Consider the following 24,807-nt stretch of genomic DNA (forward strand, 5'->3'; position numbering starts at 1 on the left):
CTTATCCTTTCCGGTTCAACCTCCGCGGAAAAAGCAGGAAAACCTACTACCGGCGGATGCTTGCTAGAATTTTCTCACAAACCATTTGCAAACACCCAAACTCCGCGTGTGGAATAGCGCAAACATACTAATATTTGATTCTTTTTCAAGTCATTTTCTTTAATCATTTAAATTTGCATTTTTACATTGATTAAAATCTTTTCCAAGTTCCAAGAATTCGAGACTGTTCAATTTTGCACGCACTGAAAAAGTTCCATAATCTATATGAAGATCACGCATAACACCATTCTCATGTAAGAGAAAACTACTATGATAAACCGGCAAACCATCTTTATTTTCTCCATCATCAAAATAAGAAATTGTAACAGGCCAATATTCTTCTTCATCCAACTTTCTTACTTTTTCCGTTTCGCTACCAGATAAAAGCGCCTTCTTTTCCCCTATGACGATACTTTCTTTTATAACTTTATCTGCTTTATTTGTCCCATCAAATACAGTAACATTGTAAAAATGATGTCCTGCTTTTGCATGCCGGATGATATTTTTTAGTTGCATCATTGGAAATTCAGCCATTGCAAGCTTATACTCTTTTTCCTTCGGCTTTTTTAAGGTAACTGTAATACCATCTTGAGTACGCTCCGCGACCCCCTCGACACGATGCGCAACCTCTTCTCCCTCTTGATCCGTAATATTAAAACGAAATGTACGGCTGTCTCCTGTTTCATAACTCGTCGTCTGCTGATCCGTCAAACGTACCGGCATATCTTCAATGTAAACACGGCTAATAAAACGAAAACGTGTGCTATAGCCTTGGCATGCCGAACCAGTAAGCTCGTAAACCATCCGCCCTGACATCGCAGAAATTGTCATTTCATGAGAAACGCTATCGAGATGAAAATCATAAATTGCTCGATGAGGCATAATAAAAATGGGCTCTTCAGCTCTCCCAGTACATAAAAAAACAATATATAAAATTATTATAAATAATGATCTAATCATTCCCAACTTCCGAACTTTATCCCCGTTGCATAACATCATACAATAAGGCAAAAAAGGCCAATTTCTTAATTAACCACACATTTCCTTAAATCAAAAAATAGATTATGCAATGAATGTATTATAGAGCAGCTATGGAGTTTAAATTATGACCAATATGATTGAAAAAAACTTAGAGAAGTTCGGAATCACTCTTCCTGAAGTAATCTCTCCGCTTGCCAATTATATCACTACTTCACAAAGTGGCAATCAACTCTTTATTTCTGGGCAACTCCCTCTTATTAATGGAAAACCAATAGCCATCGGTAAAGTTGGTGCAACTGTGAATATCGAACAAGCCCAAAAAGCATCCGAAGCTTGTGCTCTTAATATTCTCGCTCAACTCAAGGCAACTCTGGGTGACTTAAATAAAATAAAACGTGTGGTAAAAATTACTGTTTTTGTGGCTGTAGATTCTCATTTTACCGATATTCCTTTCGTTGCCAATGGAGCTTCTAATTTATTCGTCAATATCCTTGGTGAAATTGGAAAACACGCCCGTTCTGCTATTGGTGTTGCCTCTCTTCCTATGGATGTTCCTGTAGAAGTTGAAGCCATCATAGAAATCTAAACCTTCATTAAGACAGTGCACCATCTTAAATATAACTGAAGTCAAAATACTTCTTTGTCTTAAACTCTGATAAACCTTGCATTTTTTCGTTTTTAAATTAAAATTTTAAACTTACAATAAAAGGAAATATTTGTATGAAACAAGCTTATGATCATAACAATATTTTTGCTAAATTGATTCGCAATGAAATCCCTTCTGTTCGTGTCTACGAAGATGATGATGTTATTGGATTTATGGATATCATGCCACAAGCACCAGGTCATACGCTGGTCATCCCTAAAAAAGGCTCTAGAAACTTACTTGATGCAGATACTGAAACATTATTTTCTGTTATTAAAGCAGTTCAAAAAATTGCAAATGCCGTCAAAAAAGCCTTTCAAGCAGATGGCATAACTGTCATGCAATTTAATGAAGCAGCTAGTCAACAAACCGTTTATCACCTCCATTTCCATATTATACCACGTATGGAGGGAATAGAACTTACCCCTCATAATGATATGATAACGCCTACAGAAATACTTGAAGAGAATGCAAAAAAAATCCGTGCAGCCTTATAACACACTCTTAAGTTGTTTTGCTTTTTTTTCCTACACGTTTTTTTGTAAAATTTTCCGTTTTACTTTTCTTTGAACTTACAGATATATTGGAAGATGAAATTTCTAACTGTAAGCTTTCTTTTTTGCCATTTGATTTTTGTGTCAATACGCGAACAATGCCACCGTTGCGTAACTTTCCAAATAAAATTTCATCAGCTAATGGCTTTTTAATATATTCTTGTATAACACGCCCTAATGGGCGTGCTCCCATCTGAGAATCATATCCTTTATTGGAAAGCCATAAAATTGCAGAAGGGCTTAATTCAAAACAAATTCCCCGATCAGCTAATTGTGCTTCAAGCTGAAAAATAAATTTTTGCACTATCTGGTTGATGATTAAGTTAGATAAAGGTGCAAACGGAATAATTGCATCTAACCGATTACGAAATTCTGGTGTAAATAACCGATTGATTGCTTCTATATCCTCACCATCACGATGTACTTTCCCAAATCCAATAGCTGATTTTGCCATATCTGAAGCACCAGCATTGGTTGTCATAATCAAAATAACATTACGGAAATCAATTTTCTTACCATTATGGTCTGTTAATCTACCATAATCCATTACCTGCAATAAAATATTAAATAACTCTGGATGCGCTTTCTCAATCTCATCTAGCAATAGGACTGCGTGAGGTTTCTGATCAACTGCATCTGTAAGGAGACCTCCTTGATCAAACCCTATATAACCTGGAGGAGCTCCGATTAAACGTGCTATCGTATGCCGTTCCATATATTCTGACATATCAAAACGCAATAATTCAATGCCTAAAGATAATGCAAGCTGTTTTGCAACTTCAGTTTTTCCCACACCTGTTGGCCCTGAAAATAAATAACTTCCTATTGGTTTATCCGGTTCGCGTAAACCTGCTCGCGCCAATTTTATGGATGAAACTAAGACGGAAATTGCCTGATCTTGCCCATAAACAACATGTTTGAGTTCTCTTTCAAGCTTACTCAGTATCTTCTGATCATTCCGAGAAACTGTTTTTGGTGGAATTCTTGCAATTGTAGCAACAGTCGCTTCAATTTCTTTAACACCTATACTCTTCTTGCGTTGTTTTTGTGGCAAAAGCTTTTGCGCTGCGCCACTTTCATCAATAATATCAATTGCTTTGTCAGGTAACCTACGATCAATTATATAGCGTGAAGATAATTCTACGGATGCCTTCATCGCCTGATCTGTATATTTAATCTGATGAAAATCTTCAAAGTAAGGCTTCATCCCCTGCAAAATCTTAATCGCATCTGTAATAGAAGGTTCATTAATATCAATCTTCTGAAAACGACGCTCTAAAGCACGATCTTGTTCAAAGAATTTGCGATATTCTCTGTAAGTCGTCGAACCAATACATCGCATAGTTCCAGAAGATAATACAGGTTTTAAAAGATTTGCTGCATCCATATTTCCCCCTAATGTCGCTCCTGCTCCAATTAAGGTATGAATTTCATCAATAAATAAAATAGCATCCGGATACAGCTCAAACTCTTTAATAACTTGCTTTAAGCGTTCTTCAAAATCACCGCGATAACGTGTACCAGCAACAAGTCCCCCCATATCAAGAGAAAATATTGTTGCATTTGATAAAACTTCAGGCACTTGCTCATCAATAATGCGCTTTGCCAATCCCTCAATTATAGCGGTTTTCCCCACTCCAGGATCACCAACCAAAAGCGGATTGTTTTTTGACCTTCGACATAAAATCTGAATCATGCGTGAAATTTCTATTTCACGGCCAATTAATAAATCAATTTTTCCATTACGTGCTTTACAATTGAGATCAACACAATAATTCGTTAAAATACTTGTTCCTCTTTCAACATTATCCGAAATCTGCTGGTCTAATTGCTCTTCAAGTCCTTCAAGTAACATGGATAACCCATCATCACGCGTAATACCATGTGAAATAAAACGTATAGCATCATAGCGTGTCATTCCCATCTCTTGAAGAAAATATGCTGCATGGCTTTCACGTTCAGAAAAAATTGCAACAAGAACATTTGCCCCCGATACTTCATCTTTTCCAGCTGATTGTGCATGAATCACCGCACGTTGGATAACACGCTGGAAAAAAGCTGTAGGCTTTGTATCCTCATCAGCTCTAATCTGTTCATCTAACTCTGAGCGAAGATAATTGGTTAAGCGCTCTCGCAATTCCTCCACATCTACCTGGCAAGCCTGAATAACGGAATTTGCATCGGCATCATCTAACAGCGCAAGTAGAAGATGCTCTAATGTTGCATATTCATGCCGTGCTTGAGTAGCAATTGTTAATGCACGATGCAAAACCTCTTCAAGACTAGGTGTAAAAGACGGCATAATTCCTCACTTCCATTCCATTACACATTGTAAAGGATGTTCATTTTGACGCGCACATTCTCTCACTTGTAATATTTTCATTTCAGCGACTTCATAAGTATAAGTTCCACATTCTCCTATCCCACTGTGATGAACAGTTAACATTATCCGCGTTGCCTCTTCAAAACTTTTTTTAAAAAAGTTCTTCAAAACGAAAACAACGAATTCCATAGGTGTGTAATCATCATTAAGCAAAAAAACTCGACATAATTTAGGTTTTTCGAGTTTTGTTCTAGCCTTAGGCATTATAACCGCACCATGCCTAACTTCATCCCAATTCTTGCCCTTTTCATTATGCATAATATGAGCTATAGAGTTTATTACGAGCGTCTGTCCCATTAGCGTTTTCCATGCAGCATATTTTTTATTCTAAATTCTTTTATAACTATTGCAATACCTGTATGTATTAGACAAAAATTTCTTTCTATGGTTAGACTTCAATCCCTCACTCATAAAATAATTTCTGTAAACAAATTAGTAATACCATTCGTCTAAACTGCATCAACAAATTACAGAAAAGGACACTTTATAGAAGTTTTTCAGAATAAATGGAGAAATAGGATACTGCAAGTGTATATTAATGATCAAAAAATTATGTGCTACTGTAAAAAAATAGCAATTTCTTTTGTTATGTTAGCTTTTTCTTACTGTTCGGCATCAGCCACACCTCAAGGAGCCTATCCTGATAAGTATGCGGCTATTGTTATAGATGCTACTACGGGGAAAACTCTATTTCAAGCCAATGCAACACTGAAACGTTATCCTGCTTCTTTAACAAAAATGATGACATTGTACTTACTCTTTGAAGCTATGCAGATGCGTCGTGTGACACCAAATACACCAATTCCTGTTTCACATTATGCAGCAACGCGTCCACCGACAAAAATTGGTTTTAAAGCAGGCCAAACAATTTCTGCAGAATCAGCAGCTAAAGCACTCATTACAAGATCCGCAAATGATGTTGCTGCTGCCATTGCAGAATATCTTGGAGGTAGTGAAAAGAAATTCGCTCAAATGATGACAGTAAAAGCTCGTAAACTTGGCATGAAACATACACATTTCGCAAATGCTTCAGGACTTCCGGATGTGCACAATTATTCTACAGCACGAGATATAGCGACTTTATCATTAGCTTTACGTAAACATTTTCCAAAACAATATAAATTGTTCAAAACAAAAAGTTTTAATTTCCGTGGACATAAAATTAACAGCCACAATAAACTCGTTAAAATAATGAAAGGTGTCGATGGAATTAAAACAGGATACACACAAATGTCAGGTTCTAATTTAGCAACGTCAATGCGTCTTGAGGGGCGCTCTGTTGTCGCTGTTGTTATGGGAGGTAAATCATCTACTGCACGTGACGAGCATATGGCTAGCTTATTGAATCAATATTTGCCCAAAGCAAACCAAATGAAAAGTGGTGAACGTTTAATGGCTTCTGTACGCTATCACTTACCCACTGGGGCTAATACTCCTATACCGACCATTAAAGCTGATTCAAGTAATTTTAATGATGAAATTTCGACTATGTTGACAGCATTTGCAGAACAACCTAAAAACTCCAATATCGCAATAACGGCTGTAAATAAGGTAATTATACCGATACCAAACCCTCAAAAAACTATACCGGTTGAGACTCATAAAATTGTAACAGCCTCTTTGTCCGCAAATGCCGGATGGGCTATCCAAATTGGTTCTCTTCCTAGTGAAGAACAAGCAAAAACTCTACTTTTAAAAGCAAAAAACATAGCTTTTTCTACTTTAAAGCACGCATCTTCACACATGCAACTGTTTGAAAAAAGTGGGCAGCGTTATTACCGAGCACGCTTTACGGGGTTTCAATCAAAAAAAGATGCATTTGATGCTTGCTTTATATTAAAGAAAGCAAATTTTAACTGCTATACTGTAGCCTACTAAAAATTTTTAAATTCTGTGTTAAGGATAGTATTATGACAGATAATGCTTTTGCTTCATTTCATAAAAAAGAAATTTTATTGAAGCAATCATCCCTCCTTTCATTGCGTTCTCTTCACGATGCTGCTGCAAAACTTACTGGTTTAAAATATAATTCAACTGCATTAGATACACAATCTCTTGTTAACCTTCTCATTTGCCAAACAATGCGCAACCGTCGTCTCATAATGCCTCCTGTACGCATTCATTTACGCGTTGCAAGCCAAACTGGTAGTGTACCTATTAAAATCCGTCTAGGAGCAACAAATATTTAATTCCATAGACCAGCTCTAAAAAATTATTTTATTATTAACCATTATCTACAGCCTTAGAAAACCCTTTGATAAACGTACTTTTTTCTTAAATTATGGAATTGTGCTGACAGCTTTTCCAACTATCCAATACCTCCAAGCTTTCAATAAAACCATTGTTAAAGACGTAAAAAATACCCAATATTTTTCCACTTTTGGATTTAATATAAAAAATTATCCTTGATATCTTTCTGGAAAAAATAAATAGCTTCATTGCAATGAAAGCTTATCATTTTAAGGATTATTGTAAAAGTTCAATAGAAAGTCCCTCTTAATAACGATCTCCCCTACAACATAAACGCTGTAAAATAATCTAACTCCCCTTACTTGTATTTCTTTCAACAGACAAAGCAAAATTGGAAAATACAAATACTATCGATGAAAAAACGTAAAAGAAATTATCAGATTAAATATCATGATAAGGATTTTCATAAGATTTTAATTTATAATTAAAATTTATTTTTTGCATATTCAATAAGAGATTTTCGTAAAATTCTCTTATTTTCCTTCTTATATTGAATCAGTCAAAATCGTTCGCTTACTCATCACGAGCAAGATTAGCATATAAACTATTAAAAAAAGGAATCAAAATATCTCTTATGAATCATTTCAAGTACTAAGATCTTTTGTAGTATTGAATGTTGAAAACAGGATGATAGTGCTGGTTTTCTTCCTTTATAAATAAAGATGCTAATACTTTATAGATTTTATACCATTCATGGAAAATTTACATTATATTATTCATATGCAAGATGCTGATTTATAAAGATAGTTCATTATTTTGCATGTTAGATGAGAATTTCTAATATCGTAAGATTCTCTTATTTGAAATCTGTTTATGTTGAATCAATCAAAACCGTTCTCTTGCATGTTATGAGTGAGATTAGTGTGTGGCGTGAAACTATACCAAAAAGACTCAAAATGCCTATAATGAACCGTTTCAAATACCAATGGACTTTGGTCCCCTGTACAAGGGGGAGCTAGCAAAGTGTGTAATCGTGCCAGCGTATTCTTTTTATTAAGCATAAAGAATGGGGACAGCTCAATGGATTTACCGTTATACCATTCACAGGTGCCATCACGAAATGAGTTTGGGAGCGTCGAGAGATATTTCTTAAAAACAAACTCATCAATGAATAACACGATAACGTTCTATCGTGTGCATTCTATTCTCATGAGAATTTTGATAAATATTTTTTAATGTATACGTTATTATTCATTTTAATTTTTTGACGGTACAGAATTTATAAATAAAAAAGATATTTCCAATATATCTCTTAATTATTGTAATTTAGTGTTTTTCTTCAAGGTATTTTTTATCATACTAGGTACCAAAAAATCTTCACTTTTAAAAAATTAAAATCTTTAAAACTCTCTCTCCTCATCATAATTATTCAGATTTTAAACAAATTTTCCTTGGATACTCAGGCATAATCTTCCATTACTTAAAAGATATGACTATGGAAACTTTTAAAAGCCATAAAACCCAGCTAAAAAATAATGGCAGATTGATCACTAATTTTACTTTACGCTTTTTTATTTTTTCCAAATTAGAGTTTTTTCTCATTATAGAGACAAATCAGACAGATATACAATACTGTCTCTCCAAACTTTCATGCTAAAGCTATTATTCGTTAAGAAAACACTGAACCATCTTCAAATTTATTTCAAGCTGCTGCTGCATTAAAGTGGAATTTTGATTTATAAGTAACAAAAAAATATAAGCTTTATCAGGAAATACGATCCCTCTCCAAAAAGTCCAGTTATGGATTGAAAAATGTTCCAGCTCCTAACAAGATATTGCATTGACTGCAAGACCACCTTTACTTGTCTCTTTATAGCGTTCACTCATATCATGACCAGTCTGGCGCATTGTTTCTATACAAGCATCAAGAGAAACAAAATGATCTCCATTACCATATAATGCAAGAGAAGAAGCCGTTACCGCCTTAACAGCTCCCATTGCATTACGCTCAATACAAGGAACTTGTACAAGACCTGCAACAGGATCACATGTCATCCCCAAATGATGTTCAAGCGCAATTTCTGCCGCATTTTCAATTTGAGCTGGTGTTCCACCTAACGCTGCAGTCAACCCTGCTGCGGCCATTGAAGATGCCGTTCCAACTTCACCTTGACACCCAACTTCTGCACCAGAAATAGAGGCATTATGTTTGATAACACCGCCTATAGCTGCTGCCGTTAATAGAAAATTATGTATTCCCTCTCGATCTGAATCATCATTAAATTGAAGATAATAACGCAAAACTGCTGGGACAACACCAGCTGCCCCATTTGTTGGGGCTGTAACAACACGACCACCTGCTGCATTTTCCTCATTGACTGCTATGGCATATACCGAAAGCCAATCATTTGCCCAAAGTGGATAATTACGATTTTTCTTTTGATTTTCCAAAAGCGTTTCATGCAGCTTTTTAGCACGCCTTAGAACACGCAATCCACCAGGCAACTCACCTTCTTGTGAAAGACCTCTATCAATGCAATTTGTCATCGCTGAAAAAATTTCATCAAGCCCTGTATCAAGAGAAAAACGCTCTATCTGTGTTTCTTCATTTAAGCGCTTCATTTCAGCAATTGAAAGTCCTGACTGTTCTGCCATTGATAACATTGTACAAGCAGAATCAAATGGATATGGCACCTCAAATGCTTCTGATTGTATATTATCATTCATATGGCTTAATTCATCCTCAGTCACAACAAAGCCACCACCGATAGAATAATAAATCTGCCGCAACAGAACATTCCCATCAGTATTAAGTCCTTCAAAGGCTAGTCCATTTGTATGTCCAGGGAGGATTTTCTTTCGTTCAAAAATAAGATCACTTTGCACATCAAACTGATAAGCTGGATGTCCTGCTGGTTGCACTTTTTTTTCATGTATAACTTTTTCTAACACCCCCCCCATGCTATCAGGATCAACAGTAGAAGCTTTTTCTCCTAAAAGTCCTAATATGATAGCCCTATCTGTTGCATGACCAATACCCGTGAAAGCTAAAGAACCATAAAGATAAACACGTATACGAGAAACTTGAATATCAGACGACTGAGAAAAATCTCCTATCTTTTGCAAAAACATATTAGCAGCTGTCATCGGCCCCATCGTATGTGAGCTAGAAGGACCAATCCCAATTTTAAAAAGCTCAAAAACAGATAGAAACACGTATCACCTCAAAACTATAGTACAGCTTGAGCATATATGCTTTTTCATAACGTTTGTCCCGTTTAAAATCAAATCGCGAGATAAACTAAAAAAATGACAGCAATAAACACGAATGTCGCTCGTCTTGCTACCACCCAACACTTTCTTTCTATAGTGTTTTCCATTAGCCAACCTTCAAAAAACGGACAATGCCTCTAGATTCACTGCTCTTAATGTCCCAAACGTAGTAAAATAAGTGTTAATATGCAATATTAAAATTCAATAAGAATAAGAAATTCTTCTCGGAAATATTTTTCATAATGCACCAAATTCTTCAAAACATATGCTTAATTATATAAAACATTTTATGGATATGTTTCAATGAAACGTACAAAGTTTTCTAACGATTCTCGTTCTGTTTCAAAATTGTTTTCTGGAGCACTTATATCGCGATAACCAAGTGCCATACCACAGATAATATGACGATCAGAAGGAATAGATAAAAGCGTACGAATCTGTTTATGATAATCAGCAAAAGCAGCTTGAGGACAGGTATCTAATCCAAATCCACGTGCAGCTAACATAATGGTTTGCATAAACATACCCAAATCAAGCCAACTCCCCATTTCCATGTCGTGATCCATTGTAAATAAGAGTCCTACAGGTGCATCAAAAAATAAAAAATTTCGCGCCTTTTGATGAAGTATTTTTTCTTCATCACCTTTTTGAATTCCAAGACTCTGATAAAGATCAAAACCAACTTTTCGACGCCTTGAAATATAAGGCTCACGCCACTGACGTGGATAATAACTATATTCACGCTCTCCTTTTACACCTGAAAGCACAAGTTGTGAAAGCTCTTGCCCTACTTTCTGTAATACACTTCCTGTAAGCACAATCACTTGCCATGGCTGAATATTTGTTCCAGATGGTGCACGCGCTGCAAGTTTTAAGATCTCTTTGATTGTTTCCAAACTAACTGGCTGATCAGTAAAAGCACGAATTGACTTTCGTGACAAAATAGATTGAAAAACACTCATAGGAGAAACTGCCATTGTTTTTACTTTCTTTATGAAAAAGAATTTTTTTGCTTATCAAGGACAATATACTGCGAAAATATCTTAGCAGATTTTTTCGAACACTCTATTTCTTTAAATGACTTACACATTTCACGCAGTGTTAAAGATTCCCCTTAGAGATAGTATAACCTATCTCTTTTAATAGAAAGAAAATTGTCTAAAAGCAGATAAAATAAATTTTATAATCAATGATTAACCCCCAACTCCGCTAAGCTCTCAAAAAAACTCTCCTCAATTCGTTCTAAATCCTGTAGAAGATCATCAATATCATGCTGCATCTGCTTTAAATCAGCTCGTTTTTTATGAATTCCTGCAATTAATTTCTTAAGCTTTTTCTCATCATCAGGAGGTTTTCCAACCATTGTCAACATATCAGATATTTCAGACAACGAAAATTTAACTCTTTTAGCACGCAGTATTTGTTTTAACTTATGACGATCCGTTTGTGTATAAAGCCGTGTATTTCCACGCCGAAAAGGGATAAGAAGTCCCTCTTCTTCATAATAACGCAAAGTCCGAGCTGTTATTGAAAACTCACGTGTTAATTTTCCAATTGAATAATATTCGTACATTTTATCATTCTGTCTTCATAGATCACATTGTTATAAGAAGCATGTCTATTTTTTTATAACACTTAGTGAGCACCCTAATCACTACTTTCCTGAATTCTAATTTAGAAGAAAATACATTCTTGTCATACAAGTATTGTATAGGAGAGAATCAATTATTTTTTAGATTACAGAAAAGACCATTGGTCTTTCATTATAAGTCCTTTTAAATCTTTATAGAAGATATCAATCAACAATTTTTCTAAAATTCAAAATCAATCATTAAAACAAGATTTGATTTGTAGATAATCAACTCTTTTCCTTGAATATGGCTTTTGAATTTTACATATTTTGGAAAAATTCTATATTGCTTTTAGAAATTAAGAAACTTTAAAATAAACTAACAAAAACGATAAGCATTATTACAAAACAATAAGCTACTAAAGATGTTTAAAATAACTATCGCCTTATAAGTTTTGCTATTTTTCAAGAAAATATATAACTTCTGCATTTCGAGATATAAAAACGTCTGAACTTTCTATTCAGACGTTTTTATATTATGTGATGTTGTATTTAAATTATTCAGCAATTGCTTGGGTTGTCATATTTGTCAACATAGCCTTAGCCACTTCGTTATTACTAGACTTACGCTGCTCATCTACAATCAAATCATCACGAACTGCAGCAATACGACGGATTTGAGAAATCGTACCACCCGTACCTGCTGGAATAAGACGACCGACAATAACGTTCTCTTTAAGTCCTTGCAAAGTATCAATTTTACCAGAAACTGCTGCTTCAGTAAGAACACGTGTTGTTTCCTGAAACGATGCCGCCGAAATGAAAGAAGGCGTTTGAAGAGAAGCTTTTGTAATTCCAAGAAGAATGGGATTACCAGATGCAGGTTTCTTCCCTTCTGCAATCAAATTATCATTGATTTCATCAAGTTCAATACGATCAACATTATCACCTGGAATATAACCAGAATCTCCAGATTCAGTAATTTCAACTTTTTGCAACATTTGACGAACAATCACTTCAATGTGCTTGTCATTAATAAGAACTCCCTGCAAACGATAAACCTCCTGAATCTCATTAACAAGATAAGATGCCAAAGCTTCAACCCCCTTAATCGCCAAGATATCATGAGGTGCTGGATTACCATCAAGGATATAATCTCCCTTTTCAATTTGATCACCTTCTTGGAAGTGAAACAACTTACCTTTTGGAATCAAATATTCTACTGCCTCAAGAGTTTCATCATTTGGTTCAATAATGATACGACGTTTATTTTTATAACCACGGCCGAATCGAATCGTGCCACTTACTTCAGCAATAATCGCATGATCCTTTGGACGACGGGCTTCAAAAAGCTCAGCCACACGTGGTAAACCACCCGTAATATCTTTCGTCTTAGCACTCTCCATTGGCAAACGAGCAATAACATCACCAGCCTTAACATGAGCACCAAGCTCAACAGAAAGAATAGTTTCCACTGACATCATATAACGGGCTTCACCTCCCTTATACAACTTAGCAATGGATTCACCCTCTTTATCTGCGTGGATAATAATGGCTGGTTTAAGATCCGCACCACGTGGATTAGCGTGCCAATCAATCACCAAACGCTTCGTAATACCCGTAGATTCATCAGCTGTTTCAGTGACAGATAAACCATCAATCATATCTTCAAAACCCACATAGCCTTCAACTTCTGTTAAAATCGGACGGGTGTAAGGATCCCACTCTGCTATACGTTGTCCACGTTTAACCACATCACCATCATCAACAAAAATATGAGCACCATAGCTAACACGATGTACAACGCGCTCTTTTCCTAACTCATCCTTGATAAGGATAGCCATATTACGCCCCATAACAACCAAATGGCCTTCAGAGTTACGAACCACATTACGATTACGAATCTCCACCTTACCTTCATAAGATGCCTCTAAATACGACGAATCAACAACCTGAGCAGTTCCTCCTAAGTGGAAAGTACGCATAGTAAGCTGTGTTCCCGGCTCACCAATGGATTGAGCAGCAATAACACCAACGGCTTCTCCCTGATTAACAGGTGTTCCACGTGCCAAATCACGACCATAGCATTTTGCACAAACACCAAGACGTGTTTCACATGTTAAAGCAGAACGAATTTGAACAGATTGAATCCCAGCTTCTTCAATCTTCGCGACATCAGATTCCTCAATCATTGCTCCACCTTCAAGGATAACCTCTCCAGAGACAGGATGTAGAATATCAACAAGCGCTGTACGACCAAGAATTCTTTGTCCAAGGGAAGCAACAATTTGTCCTGCATCAACAATTGGCTGCATAGTAAGCCCTTTTGCGGTACCACAATCAACTGCTGAAATAATAGCATCCTGTGCAACATCAACAAGACGCCGTGTTAAATAACCAGAGTTCGCCGTCTTTAACGCAGTATCAGCAAGTCCTTTACGTGCACCATGCGTAGAATTGAAATATTCATTAACAGTTAGACCTTCTTTAAAATTTGAAATAATAGGAGTTTCAATAATTTCGCCCGATGGTTTTGCCATTAATCCACGCATACCGGCCAATTGTCTCATCTGGTTAGCAGAACCACGTGCACCAGAATGCGACATCATATAGATCGAATTCATCGGCCGTTGACGACCTGTTTTAGGATCAAAATCAACGGCTTGAATACGTTTCATCATTTCATCTGCAACGCGATCTGTACATTTACCCCAAGCATCTACAACCTTATTGTATTTTTCACCTTGTGTAATCAAACCATCATTATATTGCTGTTCGTACTCCTTAGCCAAAGCTTCTGTCTCTGCAACTAAACGCGACTTACTATCAGGAATAACCATATCATCCTTACCGAATGAAATTCCTGCACGACAAGCATAAGAAAAGCCAAGCTGCATAATACGGTCACAAAAAATAACCGTCTCTTTTTGTCCACAGTGCCGATAAACATGATCAATCATTTTAGAAATGTTCTTTTTCGTCATTTCTTGATTAACAATATCAAATGAGATATCCGAATTTCTTGGCAAAAGCTCACCGATAATCAAACGACCAGGTGTCGTATCATAAAGTTTAGAAACTTCTTTTCCATCCTTACCGATATTCTTAACACGGCCTTTAATCTTCGTATGAAGCGTTACAACCTTATTTTCCAAGGCATAATGAAGCTCACCTATATCAGAAAAAGCCATTCCTTCACCCGGTTCTTTTTCAGAAACAATTGAAAGATAGTAAAGACCAAGAACCATATCCTGTGAGGGAACAATAATGGGGGCACCATTGGCCGGATGAAGAATATTATTGGTCGACATCATCAAAACACGGGCTTCAAGCTGTGCTTCAAGAGAAAGTGGAACGTGAACCGCCATCTGATCTCCATCAAAATCCGCATTAAAAGCGGTACACACCAGTGGATGAAGTTGAATAGCTTTGCCTTCAATTAAGATAGGTTCAAAAGCCTGAATCCCCAAACGGTGCAATGTCGGCGCACGGTTGAGTAAAACAGGGTGTTCACGAATAACCTCATCCAAGATATCCCAAACTTCTGGATGTTCTTTTTCAACAAGCTTCTTTGCCTGCTTTACCGTTGATGAATAGCCTTTTGCATCAAGCCGCGCATAAATAAAAGGCTTAAATAATTCAAGAGCCATTTTTTTGGGAAGACCACATTGATGCAATTTTAATTCAGGACCCGTCACGATAACAGAACGCCCTGAGTAATCAACACGCTTCCCAAGTAAGTTCTGACGAAACCGCCCTTGCTTGCCCTTCAACATATCTGATAGAGACTTGAGAGGACGTTTATTGGCTCCAGTAATCACACGCCCACGCCGTCCATTATCAAACAATGCATCAACAGCTTCTTGTACCATACGCTTTTCATTGCGCACGATAATTCCAGGAGCACGCAATTCAATCAGCCGTTTCAAGCGGTTATTACGATTAATAACACGCCGATAAAGATCATTCAGATCTGATGTTGCAAAACGCCCACCATCAAGTGGAACCAATGGACGCAAATCCGGTGGAATAACCGGAATTGTTTTCATAATCATCCACTCTGGCTTATTTCCAGATTCAAGAAAATTTTCAACGATTTTAAGTCGTTTAATCAATTTTTTCTGCTTTAACTCTGAAGTTGTTTCAGCTAATTCGAGACGCAAATCATTGGCGATTTTATTTAACTCCATACCAGCTAAAAGCTCGTAAATAGCTTCAGCGCCAATCATAGCTGTAAACTGATCTTCTCCAAACTCATCAATAGCAAGCATATATTCTTCTTCAGAAAGAAGCTGATGGAGCTTAAGAGATGTCAATCCCGGTTCGGTTACAATATAATTCTCAAAATAAAGAACCCGCTCAATATCTTTTAAAGTTAAATCTAAAAGTGTAGAAATACGACCTGGTAATGATTTAAGAAACCATATATGCGCAACAGGAGCTGCAAGCTCAATATGCCCCATACGCTCACGACGCACACGCGAAAGAGTAACCTCTACACCACATTTTTCACAAATAATGCCCTTATACTTCATGCGTTTATATTTGCCACATAGACATTCATAGTCTTTAATAGGGCCAAATATACGCGCACAAAAAAGACCATCACGCTCTGGTTTAAAAGTCCTATAATTAATAGTCTCAGGCTTCTTAATCTCACCATACGACCAGGACAAAATTTTCTCAGGACTCGCAATAGAAATACGAATAGAGTCAAATGTCTGCGCTGGCGCTTGAGGATTGAAAAGATTCATGACCTCGTGGTTCATGCTGTTCTCCTTCAAAGATTCTTAGAACCTGTTGTAATATCTCATTTATTTTATAACAGATCTTCTTTAAAACACATTTACTTTTAAAAACGACCTGTATAACCTTAATAAGGTTATTGAGCCTCTTAAAGTAATCAGAGCGCAGCCTTTTTCTAGTACGCTCCTTGAATTATTATTCTGCTATATCAGACAATGCTCGCTGTGCAATAAGCTCACGCGCATCATCAAGCTCCACATTAAGAGCAAGGGAGCGCATTTCTTTTACCAACACATTAAAGCTTTCGGGTATACCCGCCTCAAATGTATCATCACCACGCACAATCGCCTCATAGACTTTCGTTCGACCAGCCACATCATCTGATTTTACTGTTAGCATCTCCTGCAAAGTGTATGCAGCACCATAAGCTTCAAGTGCCCAAACCTCCATTTCACCAAAACGCTGACCACCAAATTGTGCCTTACCTCCTAATGGCTGCTGCGTAACAAGTGAATAGGGACCTATAGAACGTGCATGAATCTTATCATCAACAAGGTGATGCAATTTCAACATGTAAATATATCCCACCGTTACAGGACGATCAAAAGGCTCCCCAGTACGACCATCATAAAGTGTAACCTGCCCTGAACTATCTAAGCCTGCGTCTTCCAGCATCATGTTAATATCAGACTCATGTGCTCCATCAAAAACAGGCGTTGCAATTGAAACCCCTTTCTTCATTTGTAATGCCAATTTGTAAAGGCTTTCATTATCATACTGACGAACTGGTTCATTATGATTATCATCAGGCATAAGATTTTCAATACGCTGACGCAACGGTAATATATCCCCAGTCTCTTGATACAACTCTAACAAATCACCAATCTTCTTGCCCATCCCCGCACATGCCCAACCAAGATGCGTCTCAAGAATTTGTCCAACATTCATACGACTAGGCACACCAAGCGGATTCAAGACGATATCAGCATGGGTCCCATCTTCAAGAAATGGCATATCTTCTACGGGAAGAATACGTGAAACAACTCCCTTATTCCCATGACGTCCCGCCATCTTATCACCTGGTTGGATTTTGCGCTTCACAGCCACAAAAACCTTCACCATTTTCATGACACCAGGAGGCATTTCATCACCTCTTTGGACCTTTTCAACTTTATCCATAAAGCGACGTTGTAATGCTTCTTTTGATTCATCGTATTGCTTGCGCAAGGCTTCAATTTCATTTTGAAGCTTTTCATCCTCAACAGCAAATTGCCACCACTGGGATCGTGGATAATGCCCCATTACTGTACTATCAAGCTTTTTGCTGCCCGAAAATCCTTTCGGACCTTCTACAGCAATTTTACCTGTCAACATATCAGTAAGGCGCGCATAAACATTGCGATCAAGAATAGACTGTTCATCATCACGGTCTTTTGCTAAACGCTCAATCTCTTCTCGCTCAATTGCCATCGCACGTTCATCTTTTTCCACGCCATGGCGATTAAAAACGCGGACTTCAACAACAGTACCAAAAGTTCCAGGAGGCATACGCATAGAAGTATCACGCACATCGGATGCCTTTTCCCCAAAAATTGCACGCAGAAGCTTTTCTTCCGGCGTCATGGGACTTTCACCTTTTGGGGTAATCTTTCCAACTAAAATATCACCTGGTTGAACTTCAGCACCAATATAAATAATGCCAGCTTCATCAAGATTTCTTAACGCTTCTTCTGCAACATTAGGAATGTCACGCGTAATTTCCTCAGGCCCAAGTTTTGTATCGCGTGCTGCAACTTCAAATTCTTCAATATGAATTGAAGTAAACACATCATCAGCAACAATGCGCTCGGATAACAAAATAGAATCTTCATAATTGTATCCATTCCAAGGCATAAAGGCTACGAGAACATTCCGCCCAAGAGCCAAATCACCAAGATCCGTGGATGGACCATCTGCAATGATATCACCTTTCTCTACCCTATCACCGACATGTACAAGAGGACGCTGATTAATACAAGTGGACTGATTAGAACGCTGAAATTTCTGTAAGCGGTAAATATCAACGCCTGATTTTGAAGGATCTAAATCTTCTGTTGCACGGATAACAATACGGGTAGCATCGACTTGATCAACAACACCACTACGTTTTGCACTCACAGCAGCTCCTGAATCGCGTGCAACAATGGATTCCATCCCCGTCCCAACAAATGGCGCTTCAGCGCGTACAAGAGGAACGGCCTGACGCTGCATGTTCGATCCCATAAGCGCACGATTTGCATCATCATTTTCCAAAAAAGGAATAAGCGCTGCCGCAACTGAAACCAACTGTTTTGGTGAAACATCCATCAAATCGACATGATCACGCGGCGCCATTAAAACTTCACCAGCATGACGGCAAACAACAAACTCTTCTATAAAATGACCTTCACTATCTAATGAAGAATTAGCCTGAGCAACATAATGCTTCGCTTCTTCCATCGCTGAAAGATAAATAACTTCTTTTGTAACTTTTCCATCAATAATTTTTCGATATGGGCTTTCAATAAAGCCATATTTGTTAACTCGCGCAAATGTTGCTAAGGAGTTAATGAGACCAATGTTGGGACCTTCTGGTGTTTCAATCGGACAAATACGACCATAATGCGTAGGATGTACGTCACGGACCTCAAAACCCGCACGTTCACGAGTCAAACCACCTGGACCAAGAGCAGAAAGACGGCGCTTATGGGTAATTTCTGACAATGGATTGGTTTGATCCATAAACTGCGACAATTGTGAAGACCCAAAAAACTCACGAACTGCTGCTGCTGCAGGCTTTGCATTGATCAAATCCTGTGGCATAACTGTATCAATTTCAACCGATGACATACGCTCTTTTATCGCACGCTCCATACGAAGAAGACCAATGCGATATTGATTTTCCATCAACTCCCCAACGGAACGAACGCGACGGTTGCCAAGATTATCAATATCATCAATTTCACCACGACCATCACGCAATTCAACCAACATCTTAACAACAGCAAGAATATCCTCTTGGCGTAAAATGCGAACTGTATCTGGACAATCAAGATCCATACGCAAATTCATCTTAACACGCCCAACAGCCGAAAGATCATAACGCTCTGGATCAAAAAACAATGAATGGAACATTGCTTCTGCTGTATCGATTGTTGGGGGCTCACCTGGACGCATCACTCGGTAAATATCAAATAACGCATCCTGCCGACTTTCATTTTTATCTACCTTTAAAGTATTGCGGATATAAGCGCCAATATTCATGTGATCAATATCAAGGATATTGATCTGATCAGCACTAACATCAAGAAAAACCTTTAATACTTTTTCGTCAATTTCATCACCAGCTTCAAGGTAGATTTCACCTGTTTCGTAATTGACGATATCTTCAGCTAGATAACAACCTAATAAATCATCTTCACTAACTTTAACCGCTTTAAGCCCTTTTTCTGCCAAAGATTTTGCAGTACGAACTGTTAATTTTTTACCAGCCTCCGCAACAACTTCACCACTATCTGCATCTATAAGGTCAGAAATGAGCTTCATTCCTTTAAAGCGATCAACAGAATAAGGAACTCGCCATCCTTCTCCATCGCGCTCATAAGTCACTTTATCATAAAACGTCGATAAAATATCCGACGCATCCATACCTAATGCCATTAAAAGACTAGTAACAGGAATCTTGCGCCGTCGATCAATACGTGCATAAATGATGTCCTTAGCATCAAACTCAATATCAAGCCAAGAACCACGATACGGAATAACACGAGCAGCAAAAAGAAGCTTTCCTGATGAATGGGACTTTCCTTTATCATGGTCAAAAAAGACACCAGGAGAACGATGCATCTGAGAAACAATAACACGTTCCGTACCATTAATAATAAAGGTACCATTCGTCGTCATTAAAGGCATATCGCCCATATAAACGCCTTGCTCTTTAATGTCTTTGATATCTTTGGAGCCAGTATCCTCATCAACATCAAAAACAATCAAACGCAATATGACCTTTAATGGGGCAGCATAAGTTAAATCACGTTGACGGCACTCTTCAACATCAAATTTTGGTAAATCAAATTCATAACCTACAAACTCAAGCATAGCTGTACCGGAAAAATCTGAAATAGGAAAAACCGATTTAAAAACAGCTTGCAAACCTTCATCTGGTCGTCCACCTTTCGGTTCCTCAACCATGAGAAACTGATCATATGACGCTTTTTGAACTTCAATAAGATTCGGCATTTCTGCTACTTCAGGAATCTTACCAAAAAATTTGCGTACGCGCTTACGACCATTGAATTGAGACATCATTGCGTGAGTCTGAGCCATCGTCGCTCCTTGATCTTTACTCTTCAAGGTAGACCAACCTTGAAAGCCTTATATCATTAACCTGCATATGCAGACCAGTTCACTTGACACTCAAATAATGAGTACCATTAACTTTCCCCACCAACATAAGCCATTTATCTCTTTGACTCTATGATGAAGGGACGAGTAATCCAAACCTATCCTATTACTGTTACAAAACCATTGGGAAAAGGTTTTTTACTCATTATTTTTCCTCTTTGTATTAAGAGAAAGAAAATCGGCGAACATAAATGCCCGCCGATAAAATTAAATTTACTTAAGTTCCACTTTAGCACCAGCAGCTTCAAGTTGAGATTTAATTTTTTCTGCTTCTTCTTTAGAAGCACCCTCTTTAATAGGCTTAGGTGCTCCTTCAACCAAATCTTTAGCTTCTTTAAGACCAAGTCCAGTAAGAGCACGAACTTCCTTAATAACATTAATTTTTTGTGCACCACCTTCAACAAGAATAACATCAAATTCTGTTTTTTCTTCAGCAGCTGGAGCAGCAGCACCAGCAACAGCAGCAACAGCTACAGGAGCAGCAGCCGAAACTCCCCACTTTTCTTCAAGTAACTTAGAAAGCTCAGCGGCCTCCAAAAGGGTTAGATTAGAAAGGTCTTCTACGATCTTCTCTAGATCAGCCATTTTAAAATTCCTTCAATTAAAAGATTTGAACCATTATTCAATCTTATTTAAAAAAACAGAAAAGCATTAAAGCTCTTCCATAAACGTGAATATAAACAGCCTCAAGCCGCCTTATCCTCCTGAGCATATGCTCCAATGACACGTACAACCTGACCAGCAGGGGCATTAACAACCTGTGCAATACGGGTCGCAGGGGTAGAAATCATACCCACAAGTTTTGCACGCAACTCGTTTAATGAAGGCAATGAAGCCAATGACTTCACAGCATCTACAGTTAAACTTGTTGCACCCATTGAACCGCCAAGGATGACAAATTTGTCATTGCTTTTCGCAAAATCAACAGCAACTTTTGGTGCTGTGATTGGATCTTCTGAATAAGCAATGAGTGTTTGTCCAGTAAACAAACCCACTATCGATTCAGATTCCGTGCCCTGAAGAGCGATTTTAGCAAGACGGTTTTTGGCGACTTTAACGGCACCGCCAGCTTCACCCATTTTCGAACGCAGATCATTCATCTGTGAAACTGTCAAACCGGAATAATGTGCAACAACAACAGAACCAGACTTCCGAAAAGCCTCGTTAAGCCATGTAACAAATTCGCGTTTTTCCGCTCTATTCAATGTCTCTCTCCATTTAACAGATTTGCTTAAAACAAACCTGTTGGTTACCTTTGATAACATAAAATACTTCATGTCACCGATGAAGATCCTGTCCCCTTTTTCACGCACAGCGTTCAAAGGCAACCTTGGCTCAAACCCTTTAAGTCTTTTAACTCTCAGTTTTTACCCCAGTCTCATGCAGGTTTTTTTTGATTAAGATACTTAAAAGCATCACCTACAATCTCGGACAGGATATTCCGGAATTTCTCCGGTATAACCTAAGCCCTATAAAGCTTAGATAACTAAATGCTAATCAAAACCAGCATTTTAAATACAATTTTGATATTCACATACCCCAAAACAAAATTATAAATCAGCTTATACTAGCTCTGAACGAACCGTTGTTGGATCAACTTTAACACCAATTCCCATAGTCGAAGAAACAGCAACGCGCTTAATATACTCACCTTTTGCACCTTGCGGTTTAGCTTTAATAACTGCACTTGCAAAGGCTTTTATATTTTCTACGATTTTTTCAACACCAAAAGAAGCTTTACCAATACCAGCATGCACAATACCAGCTTTTTCCACACGAAACTCAACAGCACCACCTTTAGAAGCTTTGACAGCACTGGCGACATCAAGTGTTACAGTACCAACTTTCGGATTCGGCATCAAACTCCGTGGACCAAGAATCTTACCAAGACGACCAACAAGAGGCATCATGTCTGGTGTTGCAATACAACGATCAAAGTCTATAGTCCCTCCATTAATGCTTTCAAATAAATCTTCGGCTCCCACAATATCAGCTCCTGCCGCCTTAGCTTCCTCAGCCTTATCTCCACGAGCAAAAACGGCAACACGAATATTTCTTCCCGTTCCATTAGGCAAATGAGCAACTCCTCGAACCATTTGATCAGCATGACGAGGATCAACACCCAAATTCATTGAAATTTCGATTGTTTCATCAAACTTAGCAACTGCACGCTCCTTAACCATTGAAACCGCATCTTTTAAAGCGTAAAGTTTATTAAAATCAATATCTTTTCGGATATTTTTTATTCTTTTTGCTACTTTTGCCATAATATTAGCCCACCACTTCCAAGCCCATCGAGCGAGCAGAACCTTCAACCATACGCATTGCTGCCTCAATATCATTCGCATTAAGATCTTTCATCTTTGATTCCGCAATCGAACGAATTTTATCACGAGAAATGCTTCCTACAGACACTTTACCAGGCTCTTTTGAACCAGATTTCAGTTTTGCTTCCTTCTTTAAAAAGAATGATACAGGAGGCGTCTTGAGAGAAAATGTGAAAGACTTATCTTGGTAATACGTAATAACAACTGGAATCGGTGCTCCCTTTTCCATTTCTTGTGTAGCTGCATTAAACGCCTTACAAAATTCCATGATATTAATACCACGTTGCCCAAGAGCTGGACCAATCGGTGGAGATGGAGTAGCAGCTCCTGCAGGAACCTGCAACTTAAGCTGACCTATACTTTTTTTTGCCATAACAATCTGCCTTTAATTTCACTGGTATACTGACAATTTATCTTGCCCGCCACCCGCTGCAGTCACGTGGTTCGGATCATTAAGCCGACAAAAGCCATAAATCACCTCCCACTCCTTCCTTAAAGTAATTAAAAATACTCTAAGCTCAATCAGAGTTTTTCAACCTGACCAAATTCCAAATCAACAGGCGTAGGACGCCCAAAAATAAGCACTTCAACCTTAAGACGAGAGCGCTCTTCTTCAACCTCTTGAACAATTCCATTAAATGAGACAAAAGGACCATCAGCAACGCGAACTTGCTCTCCAATCTCAAACAATACAGAGGACTTTGGAGACTCAACCCTTTCCTGAACTTGTTTGAGAATTTGCTCAACCTCTCGATCAGAAATGGGAACAGGACGCGCATCCGATCCTAAAAAACCTGTCACTTTAGGCGTATTCTTAATAAGATGATAAACTTCATCTGTTAACTCAGCACGAACAAGAACGTAACCAGGAAAAAATTTTCGCTCAGTATCAACTTTGCGTCCCCGACGAACCTCTACAACACGCTCTGTTGGAACAAAAATCTTTTCAAAAAGATGATCAAGTCCTTTTTGCTTTACCTCCTTATCAATAGCTTCCGCTACTTTCTTTTCAAAATTTGAATATGCCTGAACAATATACCAACGAGCTGCCACAGTCACACTTCCTTACATTCTCAACTAAAAAGATATTTCAGAAGATCAATAACCCGCCAAACACCAAAATGCATAACCTGATCTACAATAAAAAAGAAAGCTGAAGCCAATGCAGTTACCAACAAAACCATAACAGTAGAAATAACCGTCTCACGACGTGTAGGCCATTTCACTTTAATTGTTTCTGCATAAACCTGCTTCAAAAAGATAATTGGATTGGTTTTAGACGCCATCGTCACACTATACTCTCTCTAGCCCTATTGTTTTTTATACAACAAAATGAACAGGATAAAATACAAAAGCCAACTTTCAGACTTATGTAATTTCCTTACTTCCTATTCAATACCGTTTCACACATAAAAAAACAAGCCCTATATCAAAAAAAGCGAAAAAGGCAGCAAAACCCACTCCCTTATATGTAAAATTCTATTCCCCTTTGGCAGGGGCAGCAGGAATTGAACCCGCGACCTGCGGTTTTGGAGACCGCCGCTCTACCAACTGAGCTATACCCCTAACTCTCAAAACTAAAACACTTTTAACATCCCTTCAACAAGCATTATTTATTCAATGATCTTAGAGACGATACCGGCACCAACAGTACGACCACCTTCACGAATAGCAAA

18 protein-coding genes, 1 tRNA gene and 1 pseudogene are annotated in these 24,807 nt (G+C 37.9%); 4 read left to right on the top strand and 16 right to left on the bottom strand.

Annotation, left to right across the window (positions count from 1 at the left end):
• Positions 1–159 precede the first annotated feature (159 nt).
• Positions 160–999 (bottom strand): cell envelope integrity EipB family protein, encoded by an 840-nt coding sequence (locus tag ACFIJS_RS03905; protein WP_375650154.1) that lies wholly within the window; start codon positions 997–999, stop codon positions 160–162.
• A 145-nt stretch (positions 1,000–1,144) separates the two neighbouring features.
• Between ACFIJS_RS03905 and ACFIJS_RS03910 the strand changes: the two genes are divergently transcribed.
• Positions 1,145–1,606 (top strand): RidA family protein, encoded by a 462-nt coding sequence (locus ACFIJS_RS03910; RefSeq protein WP_375650157.1) that lies wholly within the window; start codon positions 1,145–1,147, stop codon positions 1,604–1,606.
• Between the two features lie 134 nt (positions 1,607–1,740).
• Positions 1,741–2,163, top strand: a complete 423-nt coding sequence (locus ACFIJS_RS03915; RefSeq protein WP_375650160.1) for an HIT family protein — start codon at positions 1,741–1,743, stop codon at positions 2,161–2,163.
• A 7-nt stretch (positions 2,164–2,170) separates the two neighbouring features.
• Here ACFIJS_RS03915 and clpA read toward each other — a convergent pair whose 3' ends face one another.
• Positions 2,171–4,522: an ATP-dependent Clp protease ATP-binding subunit ClpA gene (gene clpA / locus ACFIJS_RS03920; protein ID WP_375650162.1), complete on the bottom strand. Its 2,352-nt coding sequence runs from the start codon at positions 4,520–4,522 to the stop codon at positions 2,171–2,173.
• Positions 4,523–4,528: 6 nt separating this feature from the next.
• Positions 4,529–4,900: an ATP-dependent Clp protease adapter ClpS gene (gene clpS / locus ACFIJS_RS03925; protein WP_375650165.1), complete on the bottom strand. Its 372-nt coding sequence runs from the start codon at positions 4,898–4,900 to the stop codon at positions 4,529–4,531.
• Between the two features lie 231 nt (positions 4,901–5,131).
• On the opposite strand from clpS, the gene ACFIJS_RS03930 reads away from it, so the two are divergent.
• Positions 5,132–6,481: a D-alanyl-D-alanine carboxypeptidase gene (locus ACFIJS_RS03930; protein ID WP_375650167.1), complete on the top strand. Its 1,350-nt coding sequence runs from the start codon at positions 5,132–5,134 to the stop codon at positions 6,479–6,481.
• A gap of 32 nt (positions 6,482–6,513) precedes the next feature.
• On the top strand, positions 6,514–6,792 hold the full coding sequence (locus ACFIJS_RS03935; RefSeq protein ID WP_375650169.1) for a hypothetical protein: 279 nt from the start codon (positions 6,514–6,516) through the stop codon (positions 6,790–6,792).
• 1,825 nt (positions 6,793–8,617) lie between these two features.
• On the opposite strand, the gene ACFIJS_RS03940 is transcribed toward ACFIJS_RS03935, so the two are convergent.
• From ACFIJS_RS03940 to ACFIJS_RS04000, 13 genes and pseudogenes are all read right to left on the bottom strand, one after another.
• Positions 8,618–10,009: an L-serine ammonia-lyase gene (locus ACFIJS_RS03940; RefSeq protein ID WP_375650171.1), complete on the bottom strand. Its 1,392-nt coding sequence runs from the start codon at positions 10,007–10,009 to the stop codon at positions 8,618–8,620.
• 344 nt (positions 10,010–10,353) lie between these two features.
• A complete protein-coding gene (locus ACFIJS_RS03945; protein ID WP_375650173.1) occupies positions 10,354–11,043 on the bottom strand; it encodes a nitroreductase in 690 nt (229 codons plus the stop codon).
• A gap of 209 nt (positions 11,044–11,252) precedes the next feature.
• Positions 11,253–11,639 (bottom strand): MerR family DNA-binding transcriptional regulator, encoded by a 387-nt coding sequence (locus ACFIJS_RS03950; protein ID WP_012755031.1) that lies wholly within the window; start codon positions 11,637–11,639, stop codon positions 11,253–11,255.
• A gap of 554 nt (positions 11,640–12,193) precedes the next feature.
• Positions 12,194–16,405, bottom strand: coding sequence for a DNA-directed RNA polymerase subunit beta' (gene rpoC / locus ACFIJS_RS03955; RefSeq protein WP_375650176.1), 4,212 nt, complete (start codon positions 16,403–16,405; stop codon positions 12,194–12,196).
• A 172-nt stretch (positions 16,406–16,577) separates the two neighbouring features.
• Complete coding sequence (rpoB, locus tag ACFIJS_RS03960; RefSeq protein WP_375622756.1) at positions 16,578–20,726, bottom strand: DNA-directed RNA polymerase subunit beta; 4,149 nt, start codon at positions 20,724–20,726, stop codon at positions 16,578–16,580.
• A 291-nt stretch (positions 20,727–21,017) separates the two neighbouring features.
• On the bottom strand, positions 21,018–21,389 hold the full coding sequence (gene rplL / locus ACFIJS_RS03965; protein WP_012755028.1) for a 50S ribosomal protein L7/L12: 372 nt from the start codon (positions 21,387–21,389) through the stop codon (positions 21,018–21,020).
• A 101-nt stretch (positions 21,390–21,490) separates the two neighbouring features.
• The gene (gene rplJ / locus ACFIJS_RS03970) at positions 21,491–22,009 is read right to left on the bottom strand and encodes a 50S ribosomal protein L10 (protein WP_375650178.1); all 519 of its coding nucleotides are present in this window, start codon (positions 22,007–22,009) and stop codon (positions 21,491–21,493) included.
• A 357-nt stretch (positions 22,010–22,366) separates the two neighbouring features.
• Positions 22,367–23,071 carry a 50S ribosomal protein L1 gene (gene rplA / locus ACFIJS_RS03975; protein WP_375650179.1) on the bottom strand — a complete coding sequence of 235 codons (705 nt, stop codon included), beginning with the start codon at positions 23,069–23,071 and terminating at the stop codon, positions 22,367–22,369.
• A gap of 4 nt (positions 23,072–23,075) precedes the next feature.
• On the bottom strand, positions 23,076–23,504 hold the full coding sequence (rplK, locus tag ACFIJS_RS03980; protein ID WP_375616770.1) for a 50S ribosomal protein L11: 429 nt from the start codon (positions 23,502–23,504) through the stop codon (positions 23,076–23,078).
• Positions 23,505–23,653: 149 nt separating this feature from the next.
• A complete protein-coding gene (nusG, locus tag ACFIJS_RS03985; RefSeq protein WP_375622762.1) occupies positions 23,654–24,184 on the bottom strand; it encodes a transcription termination/antitermination protein NusG in 531 nt (176 codons plus the stop codon).
• Between the two features lie 20 nt (positions 24,185–24,204).
• The gene (gene secE, locus ACFIJS_RS03990) at positions 24,205–24,417 is read right to left on the bottom strand and encodes a preprotein translocase subunit SecE (protein WP_375622764.1); all 213 of its coding nucleotides are present in this window, start codon (positions 24,415–24,417) and stop codon (positions 24,205–24,207) included.
• Positions 24,418–24,621: 204 nt separating this feature from the next.
• Positions 24,622–24,697 (bottom strand) — tRNA-Trp (locus ACFIJS_RS03995).
• Positions 24,698–24,744: 47 nt separating this feature from the next.
• Positions 24,745–24,807 (bottom strand): annotated as a pseudogene (locus ACFIJS_RS04000) (elongation factor Tu); the annotation flags it as partial.

Source organism: Bartonella sp. OT172YNZD, assembly GCF_042193725.1.
GTDB classification, from domain to species: Bacteria; Pseudomonadota; Alphaproteobacteria; order Rhizobiales; family Rhizobiaceae; genus Bartonella; species Bartonella grahamii_A.